Genomic DNA, 25,754 nt, shown 5'->3' with positions numbered 1-25,754 from the left:
ATCCCCTGACACGAGGTAGTTATGTCTGAAATTGTTGTCTCCAAATTTGGCGGTACCAGCGTAGCTGATTTTGACGCCATGAACCGCAGCGCTGATATTGTGCTTTCTGATGCCAACGTACGTTTAGTTGTCCTCTCGGCTTCTGCTGGTATCACTAATCTGCTGGTCGCTTTAGCTGAAGGACTGGAACCTGGCGAGCGATTCGAAAAACTCGACGCAATCCGCAATATCCAGTTTGCCATTCTGGAACGTCTGCGTTACCCGAACGTTATCCGCGAAGAGATTGAACGTCTGCTGGAGAACATTACTGTTCTGGCAGAAGCGGCGGCGCTGGCAACGTCTCCGGCGCTGACAGATGAACTGGTCAGCCACGGCGAGCTGATGTCGACCCTGCTGTTTGTCGAAATCCTGCGCGAACGCGATGTTCAGGCACAGTGGTTTGATGTACGTAAAGTGATGCGTACCAACGACCGATTTGGTCGTGCAGAGCCAGATGTAGCCGCGCTGGCGGAACTGGCCGCGCTGCAGCTGCTCCCACGCCTCAATGAAGGCTTAGTGATCACCCAGGGATTTATCGGTAGCGAAAATAAAGGTCGGACAACGACGCTTGGCCGTGGAGGCAGCGATTATACGGCAGCCTTGCTGGCGGAGGCTTTACACGCATCTCGTGTTGATATCTGGACCGACGTCCCGGGCATCTACACCACCGATCCACGCGTGGTTTCCGCAGCAAAACGCATTGATGAAATCGCGTTTGCCGAAGCGGCAGAGATGGCAACTTTTGGTGCAAAAGTACTGCATCCGGCAACGTTGCTACCCGCAGTACGTAGCGATATCCCGGTCTTTGTTGGCTCCAGCAAAGACCCACGCGCAGGTGGTACGCTGGTGTGCAATAAAACTGAAAATCCGCCGCTATTCCGCGCGCTGGCGCTTCGTCGCAATCAGACTCTGCTCACTTTGCACAGCCTGAATATGCTGCATTCTCGCGGTTTCCTCGCGGAGGTTTTCGGCATCCTCGCGCGACATAATATTTCGGTGGATCTCATCACCACCTCCGAAGTGAGCGTGGCGTTGACACTTGATACCACCGGTTCCACCTCCACTGGCGATACATTGCTGACGCAATCTCTGCTGATGGAGCTTTCCGCACTGTGCCGGGTAGAAGTGGAAGAAGGTCTGGCGCTGGTCGCGTTGATTGGCAATGACCTGTCAAAAGCCTGCGGCGTAGGCAAAGAGGTATTCGGCGTACTGGAACCGTTCAACATTCGCATGATTTGTTACGGCGCATCCAGCCATAACCTGTGCTTCCTGGTACCCGGCGAAGATGCCGAGCAGGTGGTGCAAAAACTGCATAGTAATTTGTTTGAGTAAATACTGTATGGCCTGGAAGCTATATTTCGGGCCGTATTGATTTTCTTGTCACTATGCTCATCAATAAACGAGCCTGTACTCTGTTAACCAGCGTCTTTATCGGAGAATAATTGCCTTTAATTTTTTTATCTGCATCTCTAATTAATTATCGAAAGAGATAAATAGTTAAGAGAAGGCAAAATGAATATTATCAGTTCTGCTCGCAAACGAATTCCCGTACACTGAACTCTCTGGCTCACTGAGGGCACCATCATGGCACTCCCCCGTATTACCCAAAAAGAGATGACTGAACGCGAGCAGCGTGAACTTAAAACACTGCTGGATCGGGCGCGGATTGCGCATGGTCGCGTGTTGACTAATTCGGAAACCAACAGCATTAAAAAAGAGTACATCGATAAGCTGATGGTTGAGCGTGAAGCAGCAGCAAAAAAAGCCCGCCAGTTGAAGAAAAAGCAGGCTTATAAACCGGATCCCGAAGCATCGTTTAGCTGGTCGGCAAATACGTCGACGCGCGGCAGGCGCTGATTAGCGCCCTTTTTTCTTACGCCCCGGCGAGGTAAAACGCTTACCGTTGGACGCCGGGCGACCGCCTTTTTCCGCCGTTTTTTCCATCTTAACGACTGGACGTTTGATGCCCGCCGTTTTCGGTTTAGCCTTCGCTTTAGGTTTTGCCTCGGAAGAGGAATTTTCGATGAGCTTAAAGAGGTCGATTAACTCATCGTCAGTTAAATCGCGCCACTCACCCAGCGGAATGCCGCTTAAGCTGACGTTCATAATGCGCGTACGTTCCAGCTTTTTCACTTCGTAACCAAAGTGCTCGCACATGCGACGGATCTGACGGTTCAGCCCCTGCACCAGGGTAATGCGGAAGACAAACGGCGCTTCTTTTTTGACTTTGCACTTTTTCGTCACCGTCCCGAGGATCGGCACCCCCGCCCCCATACCACGAATAAATTCATCGGTAATCGGTTTATCGACCGTCACCAGATACTCTTTCTCATGATCGTTACCCGCACGGAGGATCTTATTCACCAGATCGCCGTGATTGGTGAGGAAAATCAGCCCCTGGGAGTCTTTATCCAGGCGGCCAATCGGGAACACGCGTTTGCTGTGGTTAACGAAATCGACAATGTTATCGCGCTCGCCATCTTCGGTGGTGCTGACAATACCGACGGGCTTGTTCAGGGCGATAACTACCAAATCTTCGGCTTCCCGAGGCTCAATCAACTGACCGTTTACTTTCACAACGTCGCCGGGTTTCACCTGATCGCCAATGGTGGCTCGCTTGCCATTAAGGAACACATTGCCTTGCTCGATATAGCGATCCGCTTCGCGGCGTGAGCAAATTCCGCTTTCGCTGATGTATTTATTTAAACGGACTGATGAGTCGGGCAGCATAAATTCTCCTGTAAAACGCGGAATATACCGTACCTCTTAGCGGGGAAAAACAGGGTTATGCGGCAACGTCGAAATTAAATGTGATCTGCCACGCCTTTTATCACAAAAGTGTCTCCGGAAGTACGATGCAAATTTGCCTGGCAAAATAAGGATAATCAACATATTACGAATCGCTGCACACCTGTGCTGATGACTACTACGCAGAGAAACAAATGTGCAAGAGAAAGCGCTATTTCTCCCCATGCAAAGAGTGAAAAATCGCTTTGAAAGGCCCTCATGATGGGGTTATATCAGATCAAGCGGTGAGAAAGCGTATTTGCACAAATGTGCAGAACCAGGAGGCGGCAATGGAAAACAGTGACGATATCCGTTTGATTGTGAAGATTGCCCAACTCTATTACGAACAGGATATGACGCAGGCGCAAATCGCGCGCGAACTGGGTATTTACCGCACCACCATCAGCCGCTTGCTTAAACGAGGCCGCGATCAGGGAATTGTCACCATCGCCATCAACTATGACTACAACGAAAATCTCTGGCTGGAGCAGCAACTGAAGCAAAAGTTTGGCCTGAAAGACGTTGTGGTGGTGTCGGGAAATGATGAGGATGAAGAGACTCAACTGGCGATGATGGGGTTACACGGCGCGCAACTGCTGGATCGCTTGCTGGAGCCTGGCGATATTGTCGGTTTTTCCTGGGGTCGCGCGGTGAGCGCACTGGTTGAAAACTTGCCGCAGGCGGGGCAATCGCGGCAGTTAATCTGCGTACCAATTATTGGCGGACCGTCCGGTAAACTCGAAAGCCGCTATCATGTAAACACATTAACCTATAGCGCGGCAGCGAAGCTGAAAGGGGAATCGCATCTCGCGGATTTTCCGGCTCTGCTGGATAACCCCTTAATTCGTAATGGGATCATGCAGTCTCAGCACTTTAAAACCATCTCTGCCTACTGGGATAATCTGGATGTCGCCCTGGTGGGAATTGGCTCACCGGCCATTCGCGACGGCGCTAACTGGCATGCGTTTTATGGTGGTGAAGAGAGTGACGACCTGAATGCCCGCCAGGTTGCTGGCGATATTTGCTCGCGCTTTTTTGATATTCACGGCGCAATGGTTGAAACGAATATGAGCGAAAAAACACTCTCTATCGAAATGAATAAATTAAAGCAGGCACGGTATTCCATTGGCATTGCCATGAGCGAAGAAAAATACAGCGGAATTGTTGGTGCACTGCGTGGAAAATATATTAATTGTCTGGTAACGAATAGCAGCACAGCTGAACTATTACTGAAATAAAAATCTTCCCGATGTTTACCGTAATAAAAATTACGGCGGGTCCCTATTATCTAAAATCAGGAGTCTGTTATGCAAACGTGGTTAAATTTGCAGGATAAAATCATTATTGTCACCGGTGGCGCATCCGGCATTGGTCTGGCGATTGTGGATGAATTATTAGCACAAGGCGCGAATGCACAGATGGTCGATATTCACGGTGGCGATGGACAATATGAAGGTCATAAAGGCTATCAGTTTTGGCCGACCGATATTTCCAGCGCCAAAGAGGTAAATCATACGGTAGCGGAAATTATCCAGCGTTTTGGTCGCATCGACGGTCTGGTCAATAACGCCGGGGTCAATTTCCCGCGTCTGCTGGTCGATGAGAAAGCGCCTGCCGGGCAGTATGAACTCAACGAAGCTGCATTCGAAAAAATGGTCAATATCAACCAGAAAGGCGTTTTTCTGATGTCGCAGGCGGTGGCGCGACAAATGGTCAAACAACATGATGGCGTGATTGTGAATGTTTCCTCAGAAAGTGGGCTGGAAGGCTCAGAAGGCCAAAGCTGTTACGCCGCGACCAAAGCCGCGCTCAATAGCTTCACGCGCTCCTGGTCGAAAGAGCTGGGTAAGCACGGTATCCGTGTGGTCGGTATCGCGCCAGGGATTCTGGAAAAAACAGGACTGCGCACGCCGGAATATGAAGAAGCGCTGGCGTGGACGCGCAATATCACCGTCGAGCAGCTGCGTGAAGGCTATACCAAAAATTCCATTCCTATTGGGCGCGCCGGAAGATTAGCAGAAGTGGCTGATTTTGTTTGTTATTTGCTGTCTGAACGCGCCAGCTATATCACCGGAGTAACCACTAACATTGCAGGCGGCAAAACGCGCGGCTAAGGAGGCTTTATGGTCAATGCCATTTTTTGCGCCCACGGCAAATTAGCCTGCGCCATGCTGGAATCGGTTCAGATGGTGTACGGCGATGCCAGGGTCGAGGCAGTTGAATTTGTGCCCGGCGAGAACGCCGGAGACATTGTGGCAAAGCTGGAGAAGTTAGTGAGCATTCACAATCATGACGAGTGGCTAATCGCCGTGGATTTACAGTGCGGTAGCCCGTGGAATGCAGCAGCGACGCTTGCGATGCGCAATCCGCACCTGCGGGTGATCAGCGGCCTTTCCCTGCCACTGGCGCTCGAACTGGTCGATAACCAGGACAGCATGAACGTTGATGAACTGTGTGAACACCTGACGCAAATCGCAAAGCAAACCTGCGTTGTCTGGAAACAACTGGCAACGGCAGAGGAGGATTTCTGATGAACATTACGCTCGCCCGCATTGATGACCGCCTGATCCACGGCCAGGTCACAACCGTCTGGTCGAAAGTGGCTAACGCCCAGCGCATTATTATCTGCAATGACGAGGTGTATAACGATGAAGTTCGCCGGACATTATTGCGTCAGGCCGCCCCGCCGGGAATGAAGGTTAACGTGGTCAATATTGAAAAAGCCGTCGCGGTTTATCACAACCCGCAATATCAGGACGAAACCGTTTTTTATCTTTTCACTCGCCCACAGGATGCCTTAGCGATGGTTCGCCAGGGGGTAAAAATAGACACCCTGAATATTGGCGGCATGGCCTGGCGGCCCGGTAAAAAACAGTTAACCAAAGCGGTTTCATTAGATGATGATGATATTAACGCATTTCATGAGTTAAATAATCTTGGCGTCATACTGGATTTACGCGTCGTAGCGTCAGATCCCTCAATCAATATTATCGATAAAATAAACGAACAGTTAATCGCAAATTAAATAATAGCGCCTGTGTACATATGCTTTAACAGGCAGGGATGACGACACTTAAAAGGTGACAAATCATGGAAATAAGTACCCTACAAATCATTGCTATATTTCTTTTTTCCTGTATTGCCGGAATGGGCAGCGTGCTGGATGAATTTCAGACTCATCGCCCGTTAATTGCCTGTACGGTGATTGGTTTAATTCTCGGTGATTTAAAAACCGGAATAATACTCGGTGGTACGCTGGAATTGATAGCTCTCGGCTGGATGAACGTCGGCGCGGCGCAATCTCCGGATTCTGCACTCGCCAGCATAATCTCCGCCATTCTGGTTATCGTTGGTCAGCAAAGCATCGCCACCGGAATCGCCATCGCGTTGCCTGTGGCTGCGGCAGGCCAGGTGCTGACGGTGTTTGCCCGTACCATCACCGTAGTGTTCCAGCACGCGGCGGATAAAGCAGCGGAAGAGGCGCGGTTTCGCACTCTCGATATTCTGCATGTCTCCGCGCTTGGCGTGCAGGCGCTGCGCGTTGCTATTCCGGCACTGATTGTCTCGCTGTTCGTCAGCGCCGATATGGTCAGCAATATGTTAAACGCCATTCCCGAATTTGTGACCCGAGGACTACAGATTGCTGGCGGTTTTATCGTGGTGGTCGGTTACGCCATGGTGCTACGTATGATGGGCGTGAAATATTTGATGCCTTTCTTTTTCCTCGGTTTCCTCGCAGGTGGCTACCTCGATCTCAGTCTGCTGGCGTTCGGTGGCGTCGGCGTGATCATGGCCCTGCTCTACATCCAGTTAAATCCACAGTGGCGTAAAGCTGAACCACATCCCCAGACCACCACTATCACCGCCCTTGACCAACTTGATGATTAACGGAGCCATCATGGAACAGAGAAAAATTACACGCAGCGATCTGGTGAGCATGTTTCTGCGCTCCAACCTGCAACAGGCGTCCTTTAACTTTGAACGTATTCACGGGCTGGGTTTTTGCTACGACATGATCCCCGCCATCAAGCGACTTTACCCATTAAAAGAGGATCAGGTTGCGGCGCTCAGGCGACACCTGGTGTTCTTCAATACCACGCCAGCCGTATGTGGCCCGGTCATCGGCGTCACTGCCGCCATGGAAGAGGCGCGGGCCAACGGCGCGGAAATTGATGACGGCACCATTAACGGCATCAAAGTCGGTCTGATGGGACCATTGGCAGGGGTTGGCGATCCACTGGTCTGGGGAACGCTGCGCCCGATTACCGCCGCGCTCGGCGCATCTCTGGCACTTTCGGGCAACATTCTCGGCCCGCTGCTGTTCTTCTTTATTTTCAACGCGGTGCGTCTGGCGATGAAGTGGTATGGCCTACAGCTCGGCTTTCGCAAAGGGGTGAATATCGTCAGCGATATGGGCGGTAATTTGCTGCAAAAACTCACCGAAGGCGCGTCGATTCTCGGACTGTTTGTGATGGGCGTGCTGGTGACCAAATGGACGTCAATCAACGTACCGTTGGTGGTTTCACAAACGCATGCCGCCGATGGCTCCACCGTCACCATGACCGTGCAGAACATTCTCGACCAACTTTGCCCTGGTTTGCTGGCGCTCGGTCTGACGCTACTGATGGTTCGTCTGCTCAACAAAAAAATTAACCCGGTATGGCTGATTTTCGCCCTGTTTGGCTTAGGGATTATCGGCAATGCGCTGGGCTTCCTGTCCTGATTCTTCGCCCCGGCACGACTGCCGGGGCCATCGCTCAACATGAGGTGGTTTATGAAAACAACAGCTCTGCGTCTTTATGGTAAACGTGATTTACGCCTGGAAACCTTTGATCTTCCTGAAATGCAGGAGGATGAAATCCTCGCGACGGTGGTCACCGACAGCCTGTGCCTCTCTTCCTGGAAAGAGGCCAATCTGGGTGAAAACCATAAAAAAGTACCCGACGATGTGGCGACCAACCCCATCATCATCGGCCACGAGTTTTGCGGCGATATTCTGGCCGTGGGTAAAAAGTGGCAGCACAAATTTCAGCCGGGCCAGCGCTATGTGATTCAGGCCAACCTGCAATTGCCGGATCGCCCGGACTGCCCCGGCTACTCCTTCCCGTGGGTGGGCGGTGAAGCCACACATGTGGTTATCCCAAATGAGGTTATGGAACAAGATTGCCTGCTGGCATACGACGGCGAAACCTATTTTGAAGGCTCGCTGGTTGAACCGCTTTCCTGCGTGATTGGCGCGTTCAACGCCAACTATCATCTTCAGGAAGGTAGTTATAACCACACGATGGGGATTCGCCCGCAAGGGCGTACGCTGATCCTCGGCGGCACCGGACCAATGGGACTGTTGGCGATTGATTATGCGCTGCATGGACCCATTAACCCGTCGCTGCTCGTCATTACCGATACCGACAACGATAAATTGAGTTATGCGCGGAAGCACTATCCATCAGAATCGCAAACACTGATTCATTATCTCAATGCCACTGATGCAGCATTTGATACGTTAATGGCGCTGAGTGGCGGTCACGGCTTCGATGATATTTTCGTCTTTGTGCCTAATGAAGGACTGGTGACTCTCGCCTCTTCCTTGCTGGCGACAGATGGTTGCCTGAATTTCTTCGCCGGACCGCAGGATAAACATTTCAGCGCGCCAATTAATTTCTACGATGTGCATTATGCATTTACCCACTACGTGGGCACGTCAGGCGGCAATACCGATGACATGCGCGCAGCAGTCAAATTGATTGAAGAGAAAAAAGTGCAGGCCGCAAAAGTGGTAACACATATTCTTGGGCTGAATGCCGCGGGCGAAACCACGCTTGAATTGCCTGCCGTCGGCGGCGGCAAAAAGCTGGTGTATACCGGGAAATACCTGCCGCTTATGTCACTCACGCAGATTCAGGATCAAGCACTGGCGGCAATTCTGGCGCGTCATCAGGGGATCTGGTCCGGTGAGGCGGAGCAATATCTGCTCACTCATGCAGAGGCAATTTCCCATGATTAATCGCGCTACTTAACTCTGCATGTCGCTGGCTGGTCGCCGCGGCAACTTCGCGACCTGATGTGCGGCTGATTGCTGAAGCGGCCCAATGTGCACGAGAAGGATAAAAAAACATCAGCGCCTTAAGGGGCGCTCAAATTGGTGGCAAAGTACACATTGTTTATGCCGGATGCGGAATAAAGCCTTATTCGGCCTACAAAATCGCGAAAATTCAAGACATTGCAATTAGCTTGTAGGCCTGATAAGCGTAGCGCATCAGGCAATGCTGTGTTTGTCATCAGGCTCAACGCCCGGTGCAATACGTGACATCGTGAGCCATGTCAGTAAGTGGTTAAATTCGCAGTGGTAGCATGCCTTCCGTGATTTCTTACTAACCGGAGAAGTAATGGAACTGCTTTTATTGAGTAACTCGACGCTGCCGGGTAAAGCCTGGCTGGAACATGCACTGCCGCTAATTGCTGAACAGTTGCAGGGTCGCCGCTCAGCGGTGTTTATCCCTTTCGCTGGCGTAACGCAGACCTGGGATGATTACACAGCGAAAACGGCTGCGGTTCTCGCTCCGCTGGGTGTTTCTGTCACCGGTATTCATAGCGTTGTCGATCCCGTTGCCGCGATTGAAAATGCTGAGATCGTGATTGTCGGCGGCGGGAATACTTTCCAGTTGCTGAAACAGTGCCGCGAGCGCGGGCTGCTGGCACCAATTACTGACGTGGTGAAACGTGGCGCGCTGTATATTGGCTGGAGCGCAGGCGCTAACCTTGCTTGCCCAACCATTCGTACCACCAACGATATGCCGATTGTCGATCCGCAAGGTTTCGATGCGCTAAATCTGTTCCCGCTGCAAATCAACCCGCACTTCACCAACGCGCTGCCGGAAGGCCATAAAGGTGAAACCCGTGAACAGCGTATTCGCGAACTGCTGGTCGTCGCGCCAGAACTCACAATTATTGGTCTGCCGGAAGGTAACTGGATCACAGTGAGTAAAGGTCACGCTACGCTGGGTGGCCCGAACACCACTTATGTGTTTAAGGCTGGTGAAGAAGCGGTTCCGCTGGAAGCGGGTCACCGTTTTTAAGTGAATTGCCGGATGCATGATCCGGCATCTTGTTCATAGTGCCTGATGCGACGCTTGACGCGTCTTATCAGGCCTACAGGATTCACAATATTAATACTCGTCCCGTCCTTCATCTTCATCCGGCTGTTCCAGCACACTGTAAGCCACCGAACAAAACAGCGAGTTCAGACGCTGCATATCTCCCAGTAAGCCTAAATGTAGCGAACTGGTTTCAATGCTCTGCACGTTTTGCTGATGCAGGCGATCGACGTGGGCGTGGGAATAGCGGCGATTAAGAATGCGAAAACGATGCTTGCTGCGGCGCAAACGACGGGCGCTGGTAACATCGCCAGAGAAGAAAACCGACATTGCCAGTTTTAAATTACTGAGCAATTGCTCATAGAGTGCATCCAGTTCCTTCAAACCATCAAGCGAAAATGCTCGCCTTGCAGCCAGCGATTTGTCGGCAATTTCACTACCCATGCGCTCGACGATATCGGAGGCCTGTTCAAGGTTGAGCGACATTTCGATGATCTCCGCCCAGCGGCGCGACTCTTCTTCTGCCAGTTCCTCTTTTGGCATTCGCGCCAGATACAGCTTAATGGCGGTGTAGAGAACGTTGATATCATCTGCCAGCTTACGCAGCTCTTTCTCCTGCCGTGGCTCGCCGTGCATCACTTTATTCAACCCTTCCATCATCTGTTCCATGGCGTCGCCAATGCGCAGGGTTTCGCGCGCGGCGTTCGCCAGAGCAAGCGTGGGCGTATCCAGCGCGCTGACATCCAGATGTTTGGGCCGTAGCTGGGTATCCAGTTCCGGTTCATCGCGAATAATCGTTTTGCAAAACCGTGCCATCGGGTCAACAAATGGCAGCATGACCAGGCAACGTACAAGGTTGTAGAAGACGTGGAAATAGATCACCAGTTCCGCTTTTGGCAATGACAACTTCCCCATTGTCTCTGCCAGCAAATGGACAAACGGCAGGATAATCAGGCTACCCACCAGCTTAAACAGCAGACTACCCAGCGCGACACGGCGGGCTGCGGCATTGGCGGCACTGTTGTTGAGCATCGCCAGCAGGCCGGAACCGAGGTTAGCACCAATCACCAGACAGAGCGCCACGGGGAAGGAGATAATGCCTGCGGCGGTCAGAGTCGCGGTCAGCAGTACAGCAGCAAGGCTGGAGTAGCTGATAATGGCGAACATCGCGCCAATCAGCGCATCCAGCAGAATATCGCCGGTCAGCGAGGCAAAGATCACCTGAACGCCGTTTGCCTGGGTGATCGGCGTTACGGCCTGCACAATCAACTCCAACGCCAGCAAAATCAACCCAAGACCAATACCGACGCGGCCCAGTTGCCCGGCGCGTGACTGTTTGCGTCCGAGGAAAAAAATCACGCCGATAAAAATAAGTAATGGTGACAGCCAGGATAAGTCGAAGGTGAGAATACGCGCCATTAGCGCCGTCCCGACATCTGCACCCAGCACAATCACCAGAGCCGGTGCGAGGGCTACCAGATCCTGAGCGACGAACGAGGTCACCAGCATGGTGGTGGCATTACTGCTCTGTACCAGTGCGGTAACGCCGATCCCCGCGCAAAAGGCGAGCGGCTTTTTTTCGACGCTCCGGCTAAGGACAGTACGCAAACGCGCGCCGAAGACGCGCATTACGCCGGTTCGAACAATATGAGTCCCCCAGACCAGCAGGGCGACGGCAGAAAGCAGGTGAAGCAGCGTTAACACGAGTTCAGGTTCTCCTTATCGTTATATGTTCCTGAAGCAATTGAATGACCAAAGGATCGGAAACACGCTGACTGGCATCTTTACTGTGCCTTTTGACCTTCGTTTTTCCGGCTAAGATTATTCCAGCCTGATTCCAGTATAAGTGTTTCATATTAATAAAGAGACAGGGCACTCATTGAGCGCCCTGTTTGTTGTAAGGAAAAGTGACAGATTTGTGAATCAGTCCGCGTCATACCCCAGATTCGGTGCCAGCCAGCGCTCAACATCTGAGACGCTCATACCTTTACGGCGGGCATAGTCTTCAACCTGATCGCGCTGGATTTGCGCCACCGCGTAATACTTGCTGTCCGGGTGGCTGAAGTACCAACCCGAAACCGATGCACCAGGCCACATGGCGAAAGATTCTGTGAGTTTCATGCCAGTGTGTTTTTCCACTTCCAGCAGCTCCCAGATGGTGGCTTTTTCCGTATGTTCCGGGCAGGCCGGATAGCCCGGTGCCGGACGGATGCCCTGGTAGTTTTCGCGGATCAGTTCTTCGTTGCTGAGGTTCTCGTTCGGCGCATAGCCCCAGTAGACTTTACGCACACGCTCATGGAGATACTCCGCAAAGGCTTCGGCTAAACGGTCGGCAAGCGCTTTCACCATGATTTTGTTGTAATCATCGTGCTGCGCTTCAAAGGCATCAGCCAGTGCGTCCTCTTCCAGCCCGCCAGTCACGGCAAATGCGCCGATGTAATCTGCTTTACCAGAAAGCTTCGGCGCAACGAAGTCAGCGAGACAGTAGTTAGCGAAGCCGGTTTTTTCGGTCTGTTGACGCAGATGGTGGCTGACGTTGATCACATGGGTACGCGTTTCGTCACGGTAGATTTCAATGTCATCGCCCACACGGTTTGCCGGGAACAGGCCCACCACGCCACGCGGATTCAGCGTTTTTTCGGCGCTTAATTTATCCAGCATGTCGTTGGCGTCTTTAAACAGCCGCTGCGCCTCAACGCCTACCACTTCATCTTCCAGAATGCGCGGATACTTCCCGGCCAGCGACCAGGTCATAAAGAACGGTGTCCAGTCGATGTAATTACGCAGCGTTTCGATGCTGGCTTCGACTTCCTGCACGCCGAGACGGTGCGCCACCGGCGGCGTATAAGCCTGCCAGTCAAAAGCGAAGTCGTTATCACGCGCCGCTTCCAGCGTGACCGGTGGTGTGCGCGGTTTCTTGCGCCCGTGCTGAATACGTACGGTTTCGTACTCCTTGCGGGTACGAGCGACAAAATCATCACGCTGAGTATCGGAAAGCAGCGCCGCCACCACACCAACGGTGCGCGATGCGTTCTGTACATACACCGTCGGGCCGCTGTAGTTCTGCTCAATTTTCACCGCCGTGTGCGCTTTTGAGGTGGTCGCGCCGCCAATCAGTAACGGAATGGTGAAGCCCTGACGCTCCATCTCTTTCGCCACGTTAACCATCTCGTCCAGCGACGGCGTGATCAATCCTGAAAGGCCAATCAAATCAGCATTCACTTCTTTGGCGGTACGGAGAATTTTTTCCGCAGGCACCATCACGCCGAGATCGACAATTTCGTAGTTGTTACATTGCAGCACCACACCAACGATATTTTTACCGATGTCGTGGACGTCGCCCTTCACGGTGGCGATCACCATCTTGCCGTTGGTTTTGCCCTGCTCTTTGCTGGCTTCAATAAACGGTTCGAGGTAGGCCACCGCCTGCTTCATGACGCGCGCCGATTTGACCACCTGTGGCAGGAACATTTTCCCTTCGCCAAACAGATCGCCGACCACGTTCATGCCGTCCATCAACGGGCCTTCAATCACTTCAATCGGGCGCGTAGCCTGCTGGCGGGCTTCTTCGGTATCCTGCTCGATAAACTCGGTAATGCCTTTGACCAGCGAGTATTCCAGACGTTTATTCACTTCCCACGAGCGCCACTCCGCCTGCTGGGCGTTAGCGGTGTCGTCGGTTTTGCTGCCGCGATATTTCTCGGCAAGCTCCAGTAAACGCTCAGTGCCATCGTCGCGACGGTTAAGAATCACATCTTCCACCGCGTCGCGCAGTTCAGCGGGCAAGTCGTCGTAAATCGCCAGCTGCCCGGCGTTGACGATCCCCATATCCATGCCATTGCGAATAGCGTAGTAGAGGAACACCGCGTGAATGGCTTCGCGCACCGGATCGTTACCACGGAATGAGAAAGAAACGTTAGATACGCCGCCGGAGATCAGCGCGTGCGGCAGTTCGCGTTTGATGTCTTCACACGCGCCGATAAAGTCCTGTGCGTAGTTGTTGTGCTCTTCAATGCCAGTTGCGACCGCGAAGATGTTCGGGTCGAAGATGATATCTTCTGGCGGGAAGCCAACTTCTTCGGTGAGGATTTTGTACGCCCGACGGCAAATCTCGATTTTCCGTGCGCGGGTATCGGCCTGCCCCTGTTCGTCAAAGGCCATTACCACCACTGCCGCACCGTAACGACGCAACAATTTCGCGTGATGGATAAAAGCGTCGACGCCCTCTTTCATCGAGATAGAGTTAACAATGCCTTTGCCCTGGATACACTTCAGACCTTTTTCAATGACGTCCCATTTTGAGGAGTCGATCATAATCGGCACGCGAGCGATATCCGGTTCACCGGCAATCAGATTGAGAAAACGCACCATCGCCGCTTCGGCGTCGAGCATCCCTTCATCCATATTGATATCGATAATCTGCGCACCGTTTTCCACCTGCTGACGCGCCACATCCAGTGCCTCGCTGTATTTCTCTTCTTTGATCAGGCGCTTGAACTTAGCGGAACCGGTGACGTTGGTGCGTTCACCCACGTTCACAAACAGGCTATCGTCGCCAATGTTCAGCGGCTCCAGGCCGGACAAACGGCAGGCTACGGGGATTTCCGGCAGTTTGCGCGGCGCTAATCCTTCTACTGCACGACTCATCGCTGCAATATGTTGTGGCGTGGTGCCACAGCAGCCGCCGACAATATTGAGAAAGCCCGCTTGTGCCCATTCACGTATCTGTTTTGCCATCGTGTCGGCGTCGAGATCGTATTCACCAAAGGCGTTGGGCAGCCCGGCGTTCGGGTGCGCGGTGACATAGCATTCCGCAATACGCGACAGTTCCTGTACGTACTGGCGCAGTTCGTCTGGCCCCAGCGCACAGTTCAGGCCAAAGGTCAGCGCTTCAGCGTGGCGCAGGGAGTTGTAAAACGCTTCAGTAGTCTGCCCGGAGAGCGTGCGCCCGGAGGCGTCGGTGATGGTGCCGGAGATCATAATCGGCAGCTCAACGCCCAGCGCTTCAAACTCCGTTTTCACCGCAAAGACCGCCGCTTTGGCGTTAAGGGTGTCGAAAACGGTTTCAATCAGGATCAGATCCGCACCACCTTCCACCAGCGCTTTGGTGGATTCGCGATAGGCCGCCACCAGCTGGTCAAAAGTGATGTTGCGGAATGCCGGATCGTTGACGTCCGGAGAAATAGACGCCGTGCGGTTGGTCGGGCCGAGAACACCGGCAACGTAGCGCGGTTTCTCCGGCGTGCGCGCGGTCCACTCATCAGCACAGGCGCGCGCCAGTTTCGCCGCCGCAAAGTTGATTTCCGCCGACAGGGATTCCATCTGGTAATCCGCCATCGCAATGGTTGTGGAGTTGAAGGTGTTGGTTTCGATGATATCCGCGCCCGCTTCAAAGTAGGCGTTGTGGATAGCGGCGATCACTTCCGGTTTACTGAGTACCAGCAGGTCGTTGTTGCCTTTGAGGTCGCATGGCCAGTCGGCAAAGCGTTCACCACGAAAATCGGCTTCGTTCAGTCGATAGCTCTGGATCATGGTGCCCATACCGCCGTCCAGCACCAGAATACGTTCATTTAACTGCGCACGCAGTTGTTCCACTTTGCTGCTCACACTTGCTCCCGACACGCTCAACCCAGATTTAATAAAAATTCAACAAACCATACTGGCATAAACGCATCTGTGGTAAAAGCGACCACCACGCAACATGAGATTTGTTCAACATTAACTCATCGGATCAGTTCAGCAACTATTGCATTAGCTAACAATAAAAATGAAAATGATTTCCACGATACAGAAAAAGGAGACTGTCATGGTCGCACCCATTCCCGCGAAACGCGGCAGAAAACCCGCCGTTGCCACCGCACCAGCGACTGGACAGGTTCAGTCTTTAACGCGTGGCCTGAAATTACTGGAGTGGATTGCCGAATCCAATGGCAGTGTGGCACTCACGGAGCTGGCGCAACAAGCCGGGTTACCCAATTCCACGACCCACCGCCTGCTAACCACGATGCAACAGCAGGGCTTTGTGCGTCAGGTTGGCGAACTGGGACACTGGGCGATCGGCGCGCATGCTTTTATGGTCGGTAGCAGCTTTCTTCAGAGTCGTAATCTGTTAGCCATTGTCCATCCTATTCTGCGCAATCTGATGGAAGAGTCCGGCGAAACCGTGAATATGGCGGTGCTGGATCAAAGCGATCATGAAGCGATTATTATCGATCAGGTACAATGTACTCACCTGATGCGAATGTCCGCGCCTATCGGCGGTAAATTACCGATGCATGCTTCCGGTGCGGGTAAAGCCTTTTTAGCCCAACTGAGCGAAGAACAGGTGACGAAGCTGCTGCACCGCAAAGGGTTACATGCCTATACCCACGCAACGCTGGTGTCTCCTGTGCATTTAAAAGAAGATCTCGCCCAAACGCGCAAACGGGGTTATTCATTTGACGATGAGGAACATGCGCTGGGGCTACGTTGCCTTGCAGCGTGTATTTTCGATGAGCACCGTGAACCGTTTGCCGCAATTTCTATTTCCGGACCGATTTCACGTATTACCGATGACCGCGTGACCGAGTTTGGCGCGATGGTGATTAAAGCGGCGAAGGAAGTGACGCTGGCGTACGGTGGAATGCGCTGACTTTTTCTGGCGGGCAGAGGCAATATTCTGCCCGTCATACCCGACTGGCAATAGAATAAGGGTGTCTGTTAATCGCATTGACGCCAAAATAACTTATTGTCATATACTTCACACGCTTTTATTACCTCAGCATTATTTTTAAACATCAAACCACTTAATTATTAACAAAATCGCAAGATCTCATTCCACCGAAACTTTTACGGCTGCATTATGAGATTGAGCGATTTATGATATTTCTTTACTTGTAATCATATTAAATTTTTTCACTGTTCTGATAGTTAAAATTCAAGACATCAATAAACAATGAGATATTTAAATGATTACTCGTATTCCTCGTAGTTCTTTCTCTGCAAATATTAATAATACAGCCCAGACAAATGAACACCAAACCCTGAGTGAATTGTTTTATAAAGAACTCGAGGATAAATTTTCTGGCAAGGAGCTGGCGACGCCTCTATTAAAAAGCTTCTCAGAGAACTGTAGACAAAATGGTCGTCATATCTTTAGTAACAAGGATTTTGTCATTAAGTTTTCCACGTCCGTCTTACAGACTGATAAAAAAGAAATTACGATAATTAATAAAAATGAAAACACGACACTCACTCAAACCATTGCTCCAATATTTGAAGAATACCTGATGGAAATTTTACCTCAACGCTCAGACGCTCTTGATAAACAAAAATTAAATCTAAAATCAGATAGAAAAGAAAAAGAATTTCCAAGAATTAAACTTAATGGTCAATGTTATTTTCCGGGGCGACCCCAAAACCGTATAGTATGCCGACACATTGCTGCACAATATATTAATGATATTTATCAGAATGTTGACTACAAACCCCATAAAGATGATTACTCTTCAGCTGAAAAATTTCTCACTCACTTCAACAAAAAATGCAAAAATCAGACTTTGGCGTTGATTTCCAGCCGTCCTGAGGGGCGTTGCGTTGCTGCCTGCGGTGATTTCGGGCTAGTTATGAAAGCATATTTTGACAAGATGGAATCAAATGGCATCAGTGTTATGGCAGCCATATTATTGGTGGATAACCATGCTTTGACGGTCCGGCTAAGAATAAAGAACACAACTGAAGGATGTACCCATTACGTGGTTTCGGTTTATGATCCAAATGTAACTAACGATAAAATAAGAATCATGAGCGAAAGTAAAGAGGATATTAAACACTATTCACTGATGGACTTTATGAATGTAGATTATAGCCTCCTGAAATGGTCAAATGATCATGTTATTAACCAATCTGTTGCAATAATTCCAGCACTTCCGAAAGAACAGCTATTGATGTTAAAAGGATCTGTGGATGAAATAACCCCTCCATTATCACCTTCAACGATGAATTTGCTCATGGCAATTGGTCAGAATCACCAACTTACGCAACTGATGATTCAGCTCCAGAAAATGCCAGAACTACATAGAACAGAAATGTTGACTGCCTATAATAGTATTAACCTGCCAGGCTTATATTTGGCTATAAATTATGGTAATGCGGATATCGTTGAGACTATTTTCAATTCATTGTCAGAGCCAGGATATGAAGGGTTACTCTCGAAAAAAAATCTCATGCATATTCTGGAGGCAAAAGATAAAAATGGTTGTTCTGGATTATTTTTAGCGATATCACGTAAGGATAAAAATGTTGTAACCTCGATTCTGAACGCCTTACCTAAACTGGCCGCAACACATCATTTAGATAACGAACAAGTGTATAAATTCCTGAGTGCCAAAAATAGAACGTCCAGCCATGTTTTATACCATGTTATGGCGAATGGTGATGCCGACATGCTGAAAGTTTTTTTGGACGCATTACCGTTGTTAATTCGCACATGTCATTTGACTAAAGAACAGGTACTCGATCTCCTGAAGGCAAAGGATTTTTATGGTTGCCCAGGACTATACCTGGCGATGCAAAATGGACATAGCGATATCGTGAAAGTTATTCTCGAAGCATTACCTTGTCTGGCCCAGGAAATTAACATTTCAGCTTCCGATATTGTAGATCTTCTGACCGCTAAAAGTCTTGCGCGCGACACGGGTTTGTTTATGGCCATGCAGCGCGGACATATGAACGTTATTAATACTATTTTTAACGCATTACCCACTCTGTTTAATACGTTTAAATTCGATAAAAAAAATATGAAGCCCCTCCTCCTGGCAAATAACTCTAATGAATATCCCGGTTTGTTTTCAGCGATACAGCATAAACAACAAAACGTTGTAGAGACGGTTTATCTTGCTTTATCTGACCATGCACGCCTGTTTGGATTTACTGCTGAAGATATTATGGATTTTTGGCAACACAAAGCGCCACAAAAATACTCTGCCTTTGAGTTGGCTTTTGAATTGGATCACCGGGTTATTGCTGAATTAATCCTTAATACGATAAATAAGATGGCTGAAAGCTTTGGCTTTACGGATAACCCTCGATACATTGCGGAGAAAAATTCTATGGAAGCTTTACTCAAAAAAGCATCTCCCCATACCGTACGCTAAATCTTTGCCTGCGCCGATACGCATAAACATCTTCCACATGTCCTTCACGAATACGGTTTTGTAGTGCGCGCCAGTAATCAGCGCGGAACAGGTCGGCGTGCATCTCTTCAAAGAGTGGCCCAATGCGGGGGTCGGCGCATAGCCAGTGGCGAAACTCTTCCGGGAAAACATCGCCCGGCGAGACGCTGTACCACGGTTCGCTGGCAAGTTCGTCCTCCGGGTAGCGCGGCGGCGGGATGTCGCGGAAGTTCACTTCCGTCATGTAGCAAATTTCGTCGTAATCATAAAACACCACACGCCCGTGACGGGTGACACCGAAGTTTTTAAACAGCATGTCGCCAGGGAAAATGTTAGCAGCGGCAAGCTGGCGAATAGCGTTACCGTACTCTTCAATGGCGTCGCGCAGCTGCTGACCTTCCACTTGTTCCAGCCAGATATTGAGCGGCACCATCCGCCGCTCAATATAAAGATGGCGAATCACAATTTGTTCGCCGAGATCGGTGATTTTTTCCGCTGCTTCCTGGAGCAGTAATGCCATTAATGCCGGGGAAATATGCCGCTTCTCCAGCACAAAGTTTTCAAACTCCTGGGTGTCCGCCATTCGGCCCACGCGATCGTGCTCTTTCACCAGTTGATAGCAGGCGCGAACGTGAGCGGCAGACATCTCTTTCTGCGGCGCGAACTTGTCTTTGATCACTTTGAATACCCGATCAAAGCCCGGCAGCGTAAACACCAGCATCACCATGCCACGAATACCCGGCGCTTCAATGAACTGCTCATTACAGCCCTGGAGATAAACGAGATATTCGCGGTAGCTTTCGGTTTTGGCGTGCTTCTGGCAGCCGATAGCCATATACAATTCAGCGGTGGTTTTACCTGGCAGAATTTCCCGTAGCCACTCGACCAGCGCTGCGGGCAGCGGCGCGTAAACCATAAAATAAGAACGCGCAAAGCCAAAGACGATGCTCGCTTCGGCGGTCGTCGTCAGACAGGTATCAATAAATAACTCGCCGTCGTCCGTCTGGTGGATCGGCAGCAAAAATGGCAATGTGCCGGAAGGCGTGATCAGTTTGCCCACCAGCCAGGCGGCTTTATTGCGGTAAAACAGTTCGTTCGCCACCTGTAAATGACTTTCCGCGAGGTTGTCTGTCCCCAGCGTTTCCGTCAGATGGCGAACGATGTAATGAATGTCACGGCTTTTATTCTGCCAACGCAGACGCAGCGGCAGATCGCTGATAACGCGCATCAGCAGAGATTCCCAGCCGTGATCGGGGTGAAAGTCTTTCGCCAGCGGGCGGGGAATGGTACGAAAACGGCGCTCTGGCTGGGAGCTAAAGATAAAAAGCCGCTCGGGAGTAAGCGAGCGGTGGTCAAATAACCGACAGTACACGGAGTTAAAAAAGCTCTCCGCAATCTCGAAGCGCGGGTAATCCGGCAACAGCCGGGTGTAATGCTCTTTGACGCGCAGTAAAAATGCCGCGTCCGTGCTTTGGCCGTTGGTAATGCAGCGCAGTTGCTCCACGACCAGACCCACGTGATGATCGTAAAGATGGATACGGTTTTTCATCGCCTGCTGGACAGCGTGCCAGTCGGCTTGTTCGAAACGCTGCTGCGCCCCGGAAGTCACTTCGAGGAATCGACCATACTGAGCGTCGAAACCTTGCAAAATGGTTTGTGCAATCAGTAATTCCAGGCCACGCGGCATCGCCTCTCCTTAATTCGCCCCTCGCCTTACGGAAAGGGGCGTTGGTTGTTAGAACTGCGATTCTTCGGTGGAGCCGGTCAGCGCGGTGACTGAAGACGTGCCGCCCTGAATAATGGTCGTCACTTTATCGAAATAACCTGTACCCACTTCCTGCTGGTGAGATACGAAGGTATAGCCATCTTTCGCAGCGGCAAATTCCGGCTGCTGCACTTTCTCAACGTAATGCTTCATGCCTTCGCCCTGGGCATAGGCATTTGCCAGGTCGAACATGTTAAACCACATGCTGTGGATGCCTGCCAGGGTGATGAACTGGAACTTGTAGCCCATATCCGACAGCTGCTGCTGGAAGCTGGCAATAGTTTTGTCGTCGAGGTTTTTCTGCCAGTTGAACGACGGCGAGCAGTTATAAGCCAGCAGTTTGCCCGGATATTTCGCGTGGATAGCTTGTGCAAAGCGACGCGCCAGTTCCAGGTCTGGCGTGGAGGTTTCACACCATACCAGGTCAGCATATGGCGCATACGCCAGGCCACGGCTGATCGCTTGTTCAATACCTGCATGAGTACGGAAGAAGCCTTCGCTGGTACGCTCGCCGGTAATAAATTCGCTGTCATATGGGTCGCAATCGGAGGTAATCAGATCCGCCGCATCGGCATCGGTACGAGCAACCAGCAGGGTTGGAACGCCCGTCACGTCAGCTGCCAGACGCGCCGCGACCAGTTTCTGAATAGCTTCCTGAGTTGGCACTAAAACTTTGCCGCCCATGTGACCGCATTTCTTCACTGATGCCAGCTGATCTTCGAAGTGAACTGCCGCTGCACCGGCTTCAATCATCGCTTTCATCAGTTCAAAGGCATTCAGGACACCGCCAAAACCGGCTTCCGCATCGGCAACGATCGGCAGGAAGTAATCGACATAGCGCGGATCGCCCGGCTCAATGCCCGCGGACCATTGGATCTGATCCGCACGGCGGAAAGTATTGTTGATCCGCTCCACCACAGCTGGCACCGAGTTTGCCGGATAGAGCGACTGATCCGGATACATGCTGGCCGCCAGGTTAGCGTCCGCCGCTACCTGCCATCCCGACAGATAGACTGCTTCAATACCCGCTTTCGCCTGTTGCAGCGCCTGACCGCCAGTCAGTGCGCCGAGGCTGTTGATGTAGCCTTTTTTCGACTCGCCGTGCAGCAGACGCCACATTTTCGCCGCGCCCAGTTGCGCCAGGGTGCATTCAGGATTGACTGAACCGCGTAATTTCACCACATCTTCCGCGCTGTACGGGCGAGTAATGCCTTCCCAACGCGGTTGAGTCCACTCTTTCTGTAATTCTTCAATTTGTTGTGTACGGGTTTTCATGTGCAGATGCTCCATAGTTATGTGGTGGTTTACGCTAACAGGCGGTAGCCTGGCAGGGTCAGGAAATCTATTAACTCATCGGAAGTGGTGATCTGTTCCATCAAGCGTGCGGCATCGTCAAAACGCCCCTGGGAGAAACGTTCTTCGCCCAGTTCGCTGGCAATGACTTTCATCTCTTCGCCCAGCATCTGGCGGAACAAGGCTTTGGTCACCGGTTTGCCATTGCTCAACGTTTTTTGATGATGGATCCACTGCCAGATCGAGGTACGGGAAATTTCAGCCGTCGCCGCATCTTCCATCAGGCCATAAATCGGCACGCAGCCGTTGCCGGAGATCCATGCTTCGATGTACTGCACAGCCACGCGAATGTTGGCGCGCATACCTTCTTCGGTGCGTTCACCATCACAAGGTGCCAGCAGCTGATCGGCAGTAATCGGCGCGTCTTGTTCGCGCATCACTTCAAGCTGATTTTTACGGGAGCCGAGAATGTCGTTGAATACCGCCATTGCCGTATCCGCAAGGCCTGGGTGAGCGATCCATGTGCCATCGTGACCGTTATTGGCTTCCAGCGCTTTATCCGCTTTTACTTTGTTGAGCACCTGGTTATTACGCTCTTCATCTTTGCTCGGAATAAACGCTGCCATGCCGCCCATAGCAAAAGCACCGCGTTTATGGCAGGTTTTAATCAGCAGGCGTGAGTAGGCATTAAGGAACGGTTTATCCATCGTCACTGCCTGTCTGTCTGGCAGGACGCGATCGGGATAGTTTTTCAACGTTTTGATATAGCTGAAGATGTAATCCCAACGACCGCAGTTCAGACCAACAATATGGTCACGCAGCGCGTGAAGGATTTCATCCATCTGGAACACGGCGGGCAGCGTTTCAATCAGCAACGTCGCCTTGATGGTGCCGCGCGGCAGATTAAAGCGATCTTCTGCATAGCTGAAGACTTCGCTCCACCAGGCCGCTTCCTGCCAGGACTGGGTTTTCGGCAGATAGAAATAGGGACCGCTGCCCTTTGCCAACAGTGCCTGATAGTTGTGGAAGAAATAGAGCGCAAAATCAAACAGGCTACCGGGGATTGCCTCACCACGCCAGGTGACATGTTTTTCCGGCAAGTGCAGACCGCGTACCCGACAAATCAACACCGCTGGATTGGGCTTGAGCTGATAAATTTTGCCTGCTTCATTGGTATAGCTGATGGTGCCGTTAACTGCATCACGCAGGTTAATTTGCCCGTCGATCACTTTGTTCCAGTCTGGTGCCAGTGAATCTTCGAAATCGGCCATAAAGACTTTCACATTGGCGTTGAGCGCGTTGATCACCATCTTGCGCTCAACCGGGCCGGTAATCTCTACCCGACGATCTTGTAAGTCCGCGGGAATACCACGAATTTTCCAGTCAGCATCACGAATGGAAGCTGTTTCCGAAATAAAATCAGGCAACGTTCCGTTATCGATATCCTGCTGCTGCTGAATGCGCGCTGCCAGAAGTTTATTGCGTTGTGGCGTAAAATGCGTCACCAGCTCAGTCAGAAATTCTACCGCTTCGGCAGTAAGAATTTGCTTCTCCTGCTCGCCATACGGCCTTATGAAAGCCAGTTCATCGGTTGTTGTTGCCTGTTCAGTCATCGTGCAGCTCCTCGTCATGGATCCGAAAACTTCCCCACTGTGAACGAAGGATCGTTGTGCGCTTTTCGTTCAGCACAACTAAGACTACTCATTTAAAATGCAAAATCAAAAACAATTTCCATTTTAATTAAAAATACATGATAACTTATTGATAACAATATGAATAAAATTTATTCACCTACTGAGGTGCGTTTCGGAAATAAAAAAGGCACCCGAAGGTGCCTGAGGTAAGGTGCTGAATCGCTTAACGATCGACTATCACAGAAGATTAATCCAGCGTTGGATTCATGTGCCGTAGATCGTATGGCGTGATCTGGTAGACGTAATAGTTGAGCCAGTTGGTAAACAGCAAATTACCGTGACTACGCCAGCTCGCTCGCGGTTTGTTTTGCGGATCATTGTGCGGGAAATAGTTATACGGTACTTCCGGGTCTAGTCCGGCTTCCACATCGCGGAAATATTCCTGCGCCAGCGTTTGCGCATCATATTCGGGATGGCCCGTCACAAAGGCAATTCGCTTATCTTTGCTGGCAAACAGATATGCATCCCCTTCTTCCGTCTCTGCCAGAATTTCCAGATCGGTGTAATCACGAATCAACGCTGCCGGAAAGTCAGCATAGCGCGAATGCGGTGCCAGGAATGAATCATCAAAGCCACGCGTCAGAAGCGCATGAGGATGGAGAATATGATGCTCGTAAACGCCAGAGAGTTTGTCGGTGCGGGTTTGCTTAGGAATGCCGTAGAGGATATTGAGCGCGGCTTGGACCGCCCAACAGACAAACAGCGTCGAGGTGACGTGATCTTTCGACCACTCCAGCACCTGTTTGATCTGCGGCCAGTAAGCGACATCATTAAACTCCACCAGGCCCAGCGGCGCGCCGGTAACTATCAGACCGTCAAAGTTTTGTTCCTGAATATCTTCAAAGTTACAGTAGAAATTGTTCAGATGCTCTGCGGGCGTGTTGCGCGATTCGCGGGAATCGATGCGCAACAGCTGAATATCGACCTGCAAAGGTGAGTTTGAAAGCAGGCGCAGAAACTGATTTTCAGTTTCAATCTTCTTCGGCATCAGGTTTAGGATCAGAACCTTAAGTGGACGAATTTCCTGACCAGACGCACGAGAAGTTGTCATCACAAAAACGTTTTCTTCACGCAAGAAATTGACGGCGGGTAGCTCGTCCGGCACACGAATCGGCATAACCTGATTACCTCACTACATACGCTTATACGTTTAGACATCCAGATAGCTGAAGATAACCAGAAAATTTGCCAATGTCGAGCCTGCATGTTGAAGGTGAGAAAGTTTCAAGGAAAAGGCTACGTTAGAATATAAGAATGACGAAAAGGAGAGAAAATGGTTATTAGTATTCGCCGTTCGCGGCATGAGGAAGGGGAGGAACTCGTTGCGATTTGGTGTCGATCTGTCGATGCCACCCACGATTTTTTATCAGCAGAGTATCGGGTCGAGCTGGAAGAGCTGGTTCGTTCCTTTCTGCCGGAAGCACCGTTGTGGGTCGCGGTTAATGAGCGGGATCGGCCGGTTGGGTTTATGTTGTTAAGTGGGCAGCATATGGATGCGCTGTTTATCGATCCTGATGTGCGCGGCTGCGGCGTGGGTCGGATGCTGGTGGAACATGCGCTCTCGATGGCACCGGAACTGACAACCAATGTTAATGAGCAAAATAAGCAGGCTGTTGGGTTCTATAAGAAGATGGGTTTTAAGGTTACGGGACGCTCTGAGGTGGACGATTTGGGGAAACCGTATCCGTTGCTGAATCTGGCGTATGTGGGGGAATAAGCTGCCCCTGCCGTGCCTGCCCAGGCTGGAGAAGACGCGCCAGCGTCGCACCCGGCATTTTTTTCACCAACGCAAAAAGGCCATCCTGACGGATGGCCTTTCGCTTAATTTGATGCCTGGCAGTTCCCTACTCTCGCATGGGGAGACCCCACACTACCATCGGCGCTACGGCGTTTCACTTCTGAGTTCGGCATGGGGTCAGGTGGGACCACC

At 51.1% G+C, this 25,754-nt stretch carries 20 protein-coding genes and 1 rRNA gene; 13 read left to right on the top strand and 8 right to left on the bottom strand.

Annotation, left to right across the window (positions count from 1 at the left end; genetic code table 11):
• The first annotated feature begins 21 nt into the window (after positions 1 to 21).
• Both lysC and ACJHXB_RS21070 read left to right on the top strand, forming a co-directional pair.
• Complete coding sequence (gene lysC, locus ACJHXB_RS21075) at positions 22 to 1,371, top strand: lysine-sensitive aspartokinase 3 (protein ID WP_001290322.1); 1,350 nt, start codon at positions 22 to 24, stop codon at positions 1,369 to 1,371.
• A gap of 252 nt (positions 1,372 to 1,623) precedes the next feature.
• On the top strand, positions 1,624 to 1,896 hold the full coding sequence (locus tag ACJHXB_RS21070) for a DUF3811 domain-containing protein (protein WP_001207635.1): 273 nt from the start codon (positions 1,624 to 1,626) through the stop codon (positions 1,894 to 1,896).
• Here the strand turns inward: ACJHXB_RS21070 and rluF are convergent, their stop codons facing one another.
• Positions 1,897 to 2,769, bottom strand: coding sequence for a 23S rRNA pseudouridine(2604) synthase RluF (gene rluF, locus ACJHXB_RS21065; RefSeq protein WP_000936383.1), 873 nt, complete (start codon positions 2,767 to 2,769; stop codon positions 1,897 to 1,899).
• Positions 2,770 to 3,116: 347 nt separating this feature from the next.
• On the opposite strand from rluF, the gene ACJHXB_RS21060 reads away from it, so the two are divergent.
• From ACJHXB_RS21060 to pepE, 8 genes are all read left to right on the top strand, one after another.
• Positions 3,117 to 4,064: a sugar-binding transcriptional regulator gene (locus tag ACJHXB_RS21060; RefSeq protein ID WP_000431660.1), complete on the top strand. Its 948-nt coding sequence runs from the start codon at positions 3,117 to 3,119 to the stop codon at positions 4,062 to 4,064.
• A gap of 69 nt (positions 4,065 to 4,133) precedes the next feature.
• Positions 4,134 to 4,940, top strand: a complete 807-nt coding sequence (locus tag ACJHXB_RS21055; RefSeq protein ID WP_001195406.1) for an SDR family oxidoreductase — start codon at positions 4,134 to 4,136, stop codon at positions 4,938 to 4,940.
• A gap of 9 nt (positions 4,941 to 4,949) precedes the next feature.
• The gene (locus ACJHXB_RS21050; protein ID WP_000245625.1) at positions 4,950 to 5,357 is read left to right on the top strand and encodes a mannose/fructose/sorbose PTS transporter subunit IIA; all 408 of its coding nucleotides are present in this window, start codon (positions 4,950 to 4,952) and stop codon (positions 5,355 to 5,357) included.
• Positions 5,357 to 5,851, top strand: coding sequence for a PTS system mannose/fructose/N-acetylgalactosamine-transporter subunit IIB (locus tag ACJHXB_RS21045; RefSeq protein ID WP_001027849.1), 495 nt, complete (start codon positions 5,357 to 5,359; stop codon positions 5,849 to 5,851). The genes ACJHXB_RS21050 and ACJHXB_RS21045 overlap by 1 nt, the downstream gene beginning before the upstream one ends.
• A 65-nt stretch (positions 5,852 to 5,916) precedes the next feature.
• Positions 5,917 to 6,714, top strand: coding sequence for a PTS mannose/fructose/sorbose transporter subunit IIC (locus tag ACJHXB_RS21040; RefSeq protein WP_000406312.1), 798 nt, complete (start codon positions 5,917 to 5,919; stop codon positions 6,712 to 6,714).
• A gap of 10 nt (positions 6,715 to 6,724) precedes the next feature.
• On the top strand, positions 6,725 to 7,549 hold the full coding sequence (locus ACJHXB_RS21035; protein ID WP_000437895.1) for a PTS system mannose/fructose/sorbose family transporter subunit IID: 825 nt from the start codon (positions 6,725 to 6,727) through the stop codon (positions 7,547 to 7,549).
• Between the two features lie 51 nt (positions 7,550 to 7,600).
• Entirely contained in the window at positions 7,601 to 8,830 is a 1,230-nt protein-coding gene (gene sorE, locus ACJHXB_RS21030) for an L-sorbose 1-phosphate reductase (protein WP_000858551.1), read from the top strand.
• 382 nt (positions 8,831 to 9,212) lie between these two features.
• Positions 9,213 to 9,902, top strand: a complete 690-nt coding sequence (pepE, locus tag ACJHXB_RS21025) for a dipeptidase PepE (RefSeq protein WP_000421763.1) — start codon at positions 9,213 to 9,215, stop codon at positions 9,900 to 9,902.
• A 90-nt stretch (positions 9,903 to 9,992) separates the two neighbouring features.
• Here the strand turns inward: pepE and ACJHXB_RS21020 are convergent, their stop codons facing one another.
• On the bottom strand, positions 9,993 to 11,624 hold the full coding sequence (locus ACJHXB_RS21020) for a Na/Pi cotransporter family protein (protein WP_000956830.1): 1,632 nt from the start codon (positions 11,622 to 11,624) through the stop codon (positions 9,993 to 9,995).
• A gap of 219 nt (positions 11,625 to 11,843) precedes the next feature.
• A complete protein-coding gene (gene metH, locus ACJHXB_RS21015; protein WP_000096041.1) occupies positions 11,844 to 15,527 on the bottom strand; it encodes a methionine synthase in 3,684 nt (1,227 codons plus the stop codon).
• A 199-nt stretch (positions 15,528 to 15,726) separates the two neighbouring features.
• Here metH and iclR point away from each other — a divergent pair, with 199 nt between their 5' ends.
• Entirely contained in the window at positions 15,727 to 16,551 is an 825-nt protein-coding gene (gene iclR / locus ACJHXB_RS21010) for a glyoxylate bypass operon transcriptional repressor IclR (protein ID WP_000226403.1), read from the top strand.
• Positions 16,552 to 16,867: 316 nt separating this feature from the next.
• Positions 16,868 to 19,054, top strand: a complete 2,187-nt coding sequence (gene espL4 / locus ACJHXB_RS21005; protein WP_000632927.1) for a type III secretion system effector EspL4 — start codon at positions 16,868 to 16,870, stop codon at positions 19,052 to 19,054.
• Here espL4 and aceK read toward each other — a convergent pair.
• The 4 genes from aceK to metA all read right to left on the bottom strand — a co-directional run bounded on the left by aceK (position 19,023) and on the right by metA (position 24,941).
• Positions 19,023 to 20,759, bottom strand: a complete 1,737-nt coding sequence (aceK, locus tag ACJHXB_RS21000) for a bifunctional isocitrate dehydrogenase kinase/phosphatase (RefSeq protein WP_001137232.1) — start codon at positions 20,757 to 20,759, stop codon at positions 19,023 to 19,025. The two genes, espL4 and aceK, sit on opposite strands and share 32 nt — an antisense overlap.
• A 48-nt stretch (positions 20,760 to 20,807) precedes the next feature.
• On the bottom strand, positions 20,808 to 22,112 hold the full coding sequence (gene aceA, locus ACJHXB_RS20995) for an isocitrate lyase (protein WP_000857856.1): 1,305 nt from the start codon (positions 22,110 to 22,112) through the stop codon (positions 20,808 to 20,810).
• 29 nt (positions 22,113 to 22,141) lie between these two features.
• Complete coding sequence (gene aceB / locus ACJHXB_RS20990; RefSeq protein WP_000138867.1) at positions 22,142 to 23,743, bottom strand: malate synthase A; 1,602 nt, start codon at positions 23,741 to 23,743, stop codon at positions 22,142 to 22,144.
• A gap of 268 nt (positions 23,744 to 24,011) precedes the next feature.
• Positions 24,012 to 24,941: a homoserine O-succinyltransferase gene (metA, locus tag ACJHXB_RS20985; protein WP_001122786.1), complete on the bottom strand. Its 930-nt coding sequence runs from the start codon at positions 24,939 to 24,941 to the stop codon at positions 24,012 to 24,014.
• Between the two features lie 156 nt (positions 24,942 to 25,097).
• Here metA and ACJHXB_RS20980 point away from each other — a divergent pair, with 156 nt between their 5' ends.
• Positions 25,098 to 25,541, top strand: a complete 444-nt coding sequence (locus tag ACJHXB_RS20980; protein WP_000237006.1) for an acetyltransferase — start codon at positions 25,098 to 25,100, stop codon at positions 25,539 to 25,541.
• A gap of 114 nt (positions 25,542 to 25,655) precedes the next feature.
• Here the strand turns inward: ACJHXB_RS20980 and rrf are convergent.
• Positions 25,656 to 25,754, bottom strand: a 5S ribosomal RNA gene (rrf, locus tag ACJHXB_RS20975); the annotation flags it as partial.

This window comes from Escherichia sp. WS3227_2 (assembly GCF_046486495.1).
In the GTDB taxonomy this organism is placed as follows: domain Bacteria; phylum Pseudomonadota; class Gammaproteobacteria; order Enterobacterales; family Enterobacteriaceae; genus Escherichia; species Escherichia coli.
This window is presented reverse-complemented; position numbering and strand designations above follow the sequence as displayed.

Coding starts and splice junctions, on each gene's coding strand:
- ACJHXB_RS21040 (WP_000406312.1), top strand. CDS start 5,917: ATGGAAATAAGTACCCTACAAATCATTGCTATATTTCTTTTTTCCTGT.
- ACJHXB_RS20980 (WP_000237006.1), top strand. CDS start 25,098: ATGGTTATTAGTATTCGCCGTTCGCGGCATGAGGAAGGGGAGGAACTC.
- ACJHXB_RS21055 (WP_001195406.1), top strand. CDS start 4,134: ATGCAAACGTGGTTAAATTTGCAGGATAAAATCATTATTGTCACCGGT.
- rluF (WP_000936383.1), bottom strand. CDS start 2,769: ATGCTGCCCGACTCATCAGTCCGTTTAAATAAATACATCAGCGAAAGC.
- sorE (WP_000858551.1), top strand. CDS start 7,601: ATGAAAACAACAGCTCTGCGTCTTTATGGTAAACGTGATTTACGCCTG.
- aceA (WP_000857856.1), bottom strand. CDS start 22,112: ATGAAAACCCGTACACAACAAATTGAAGAATTACAGAAAGAGTGGACT.
- metA (WP_001122786.1), bottom strand. CDS start 24,941: ATGCCGATTCGTGTGCCGGACGAGCTACCCGCCGTCAATTTCTTGCGT.
- pepE (WP_000421763.1), top strand. CDS start 9,213: ATGGAACTGCTTTTATTGAGTAACTCGACGCTGCCGGGTAAAGCCTGG.
- ACJHXB_RS21045 (WP_001027849.1), top strand. CDS start 5,357: ATGAACATTACGCTCGCCCGCATTGATGACCGCCTGATCCACGGCCAG.
- aceB (WP_000138867.1), bottom strand. CDS start 23,743: ATGACTGAACAGGCAACAACAACCGATGAACTGGCTTTCATAAGGCCG.
- aceK (WP_001137232.1), bottom strand. CDS start 20,759: ATGCCGCGTGGCCTGGAATTACTGATTGCACAAACCATTTTGCAAGGT.
- ACJHXB_RS21060 (WP_000431660.1), top strand. CDS start 3,117: ATGGAAAACAGTGACGATATCCGTTTGATTGTGAAGATTGCCCAACTC.
- ACJHXB_RS21035 (WP_000437895.1), top strand. CDS start 6,725: ATGGAACAGAGAAAAATTACACGCAGCGATCTGGTGAGCATGTTTCTG.
- lysC (WP_001290322.1), top strand. CDS start 22: ATGTCTGAAATTGTTGTCTCCAAATTTGGCGGTACCAGCGTAGCTGAT.
- ACJHXB_RS21050 (WP_000245625.1), top strand. CDS start 4,950: ATGGTCAATGCCATTTTTTGCGCCCACGGCAAATTAGCCTGCGCCATG.
- iclR (WP_000226403.1), top strand. CDS start 15,727: ATGGTCGCACCCATTCCCGCGAAACGCGGCAGAAAACCCGCCGTTGCC.
- ACJHXB_RS21070 (WP_001207635.1), top strand. CDS start 1,624: ATGGCACTCCCCCGTATTACCCAAAAAGAGATGACTGAACGCGAGCAG.
- espL4 (WP_000632927.1), top strand. CDS start 16,868: ATGATTACTCGTATTCCTCGTAGTTCTTTCTCTGCAAATATTAATAAT.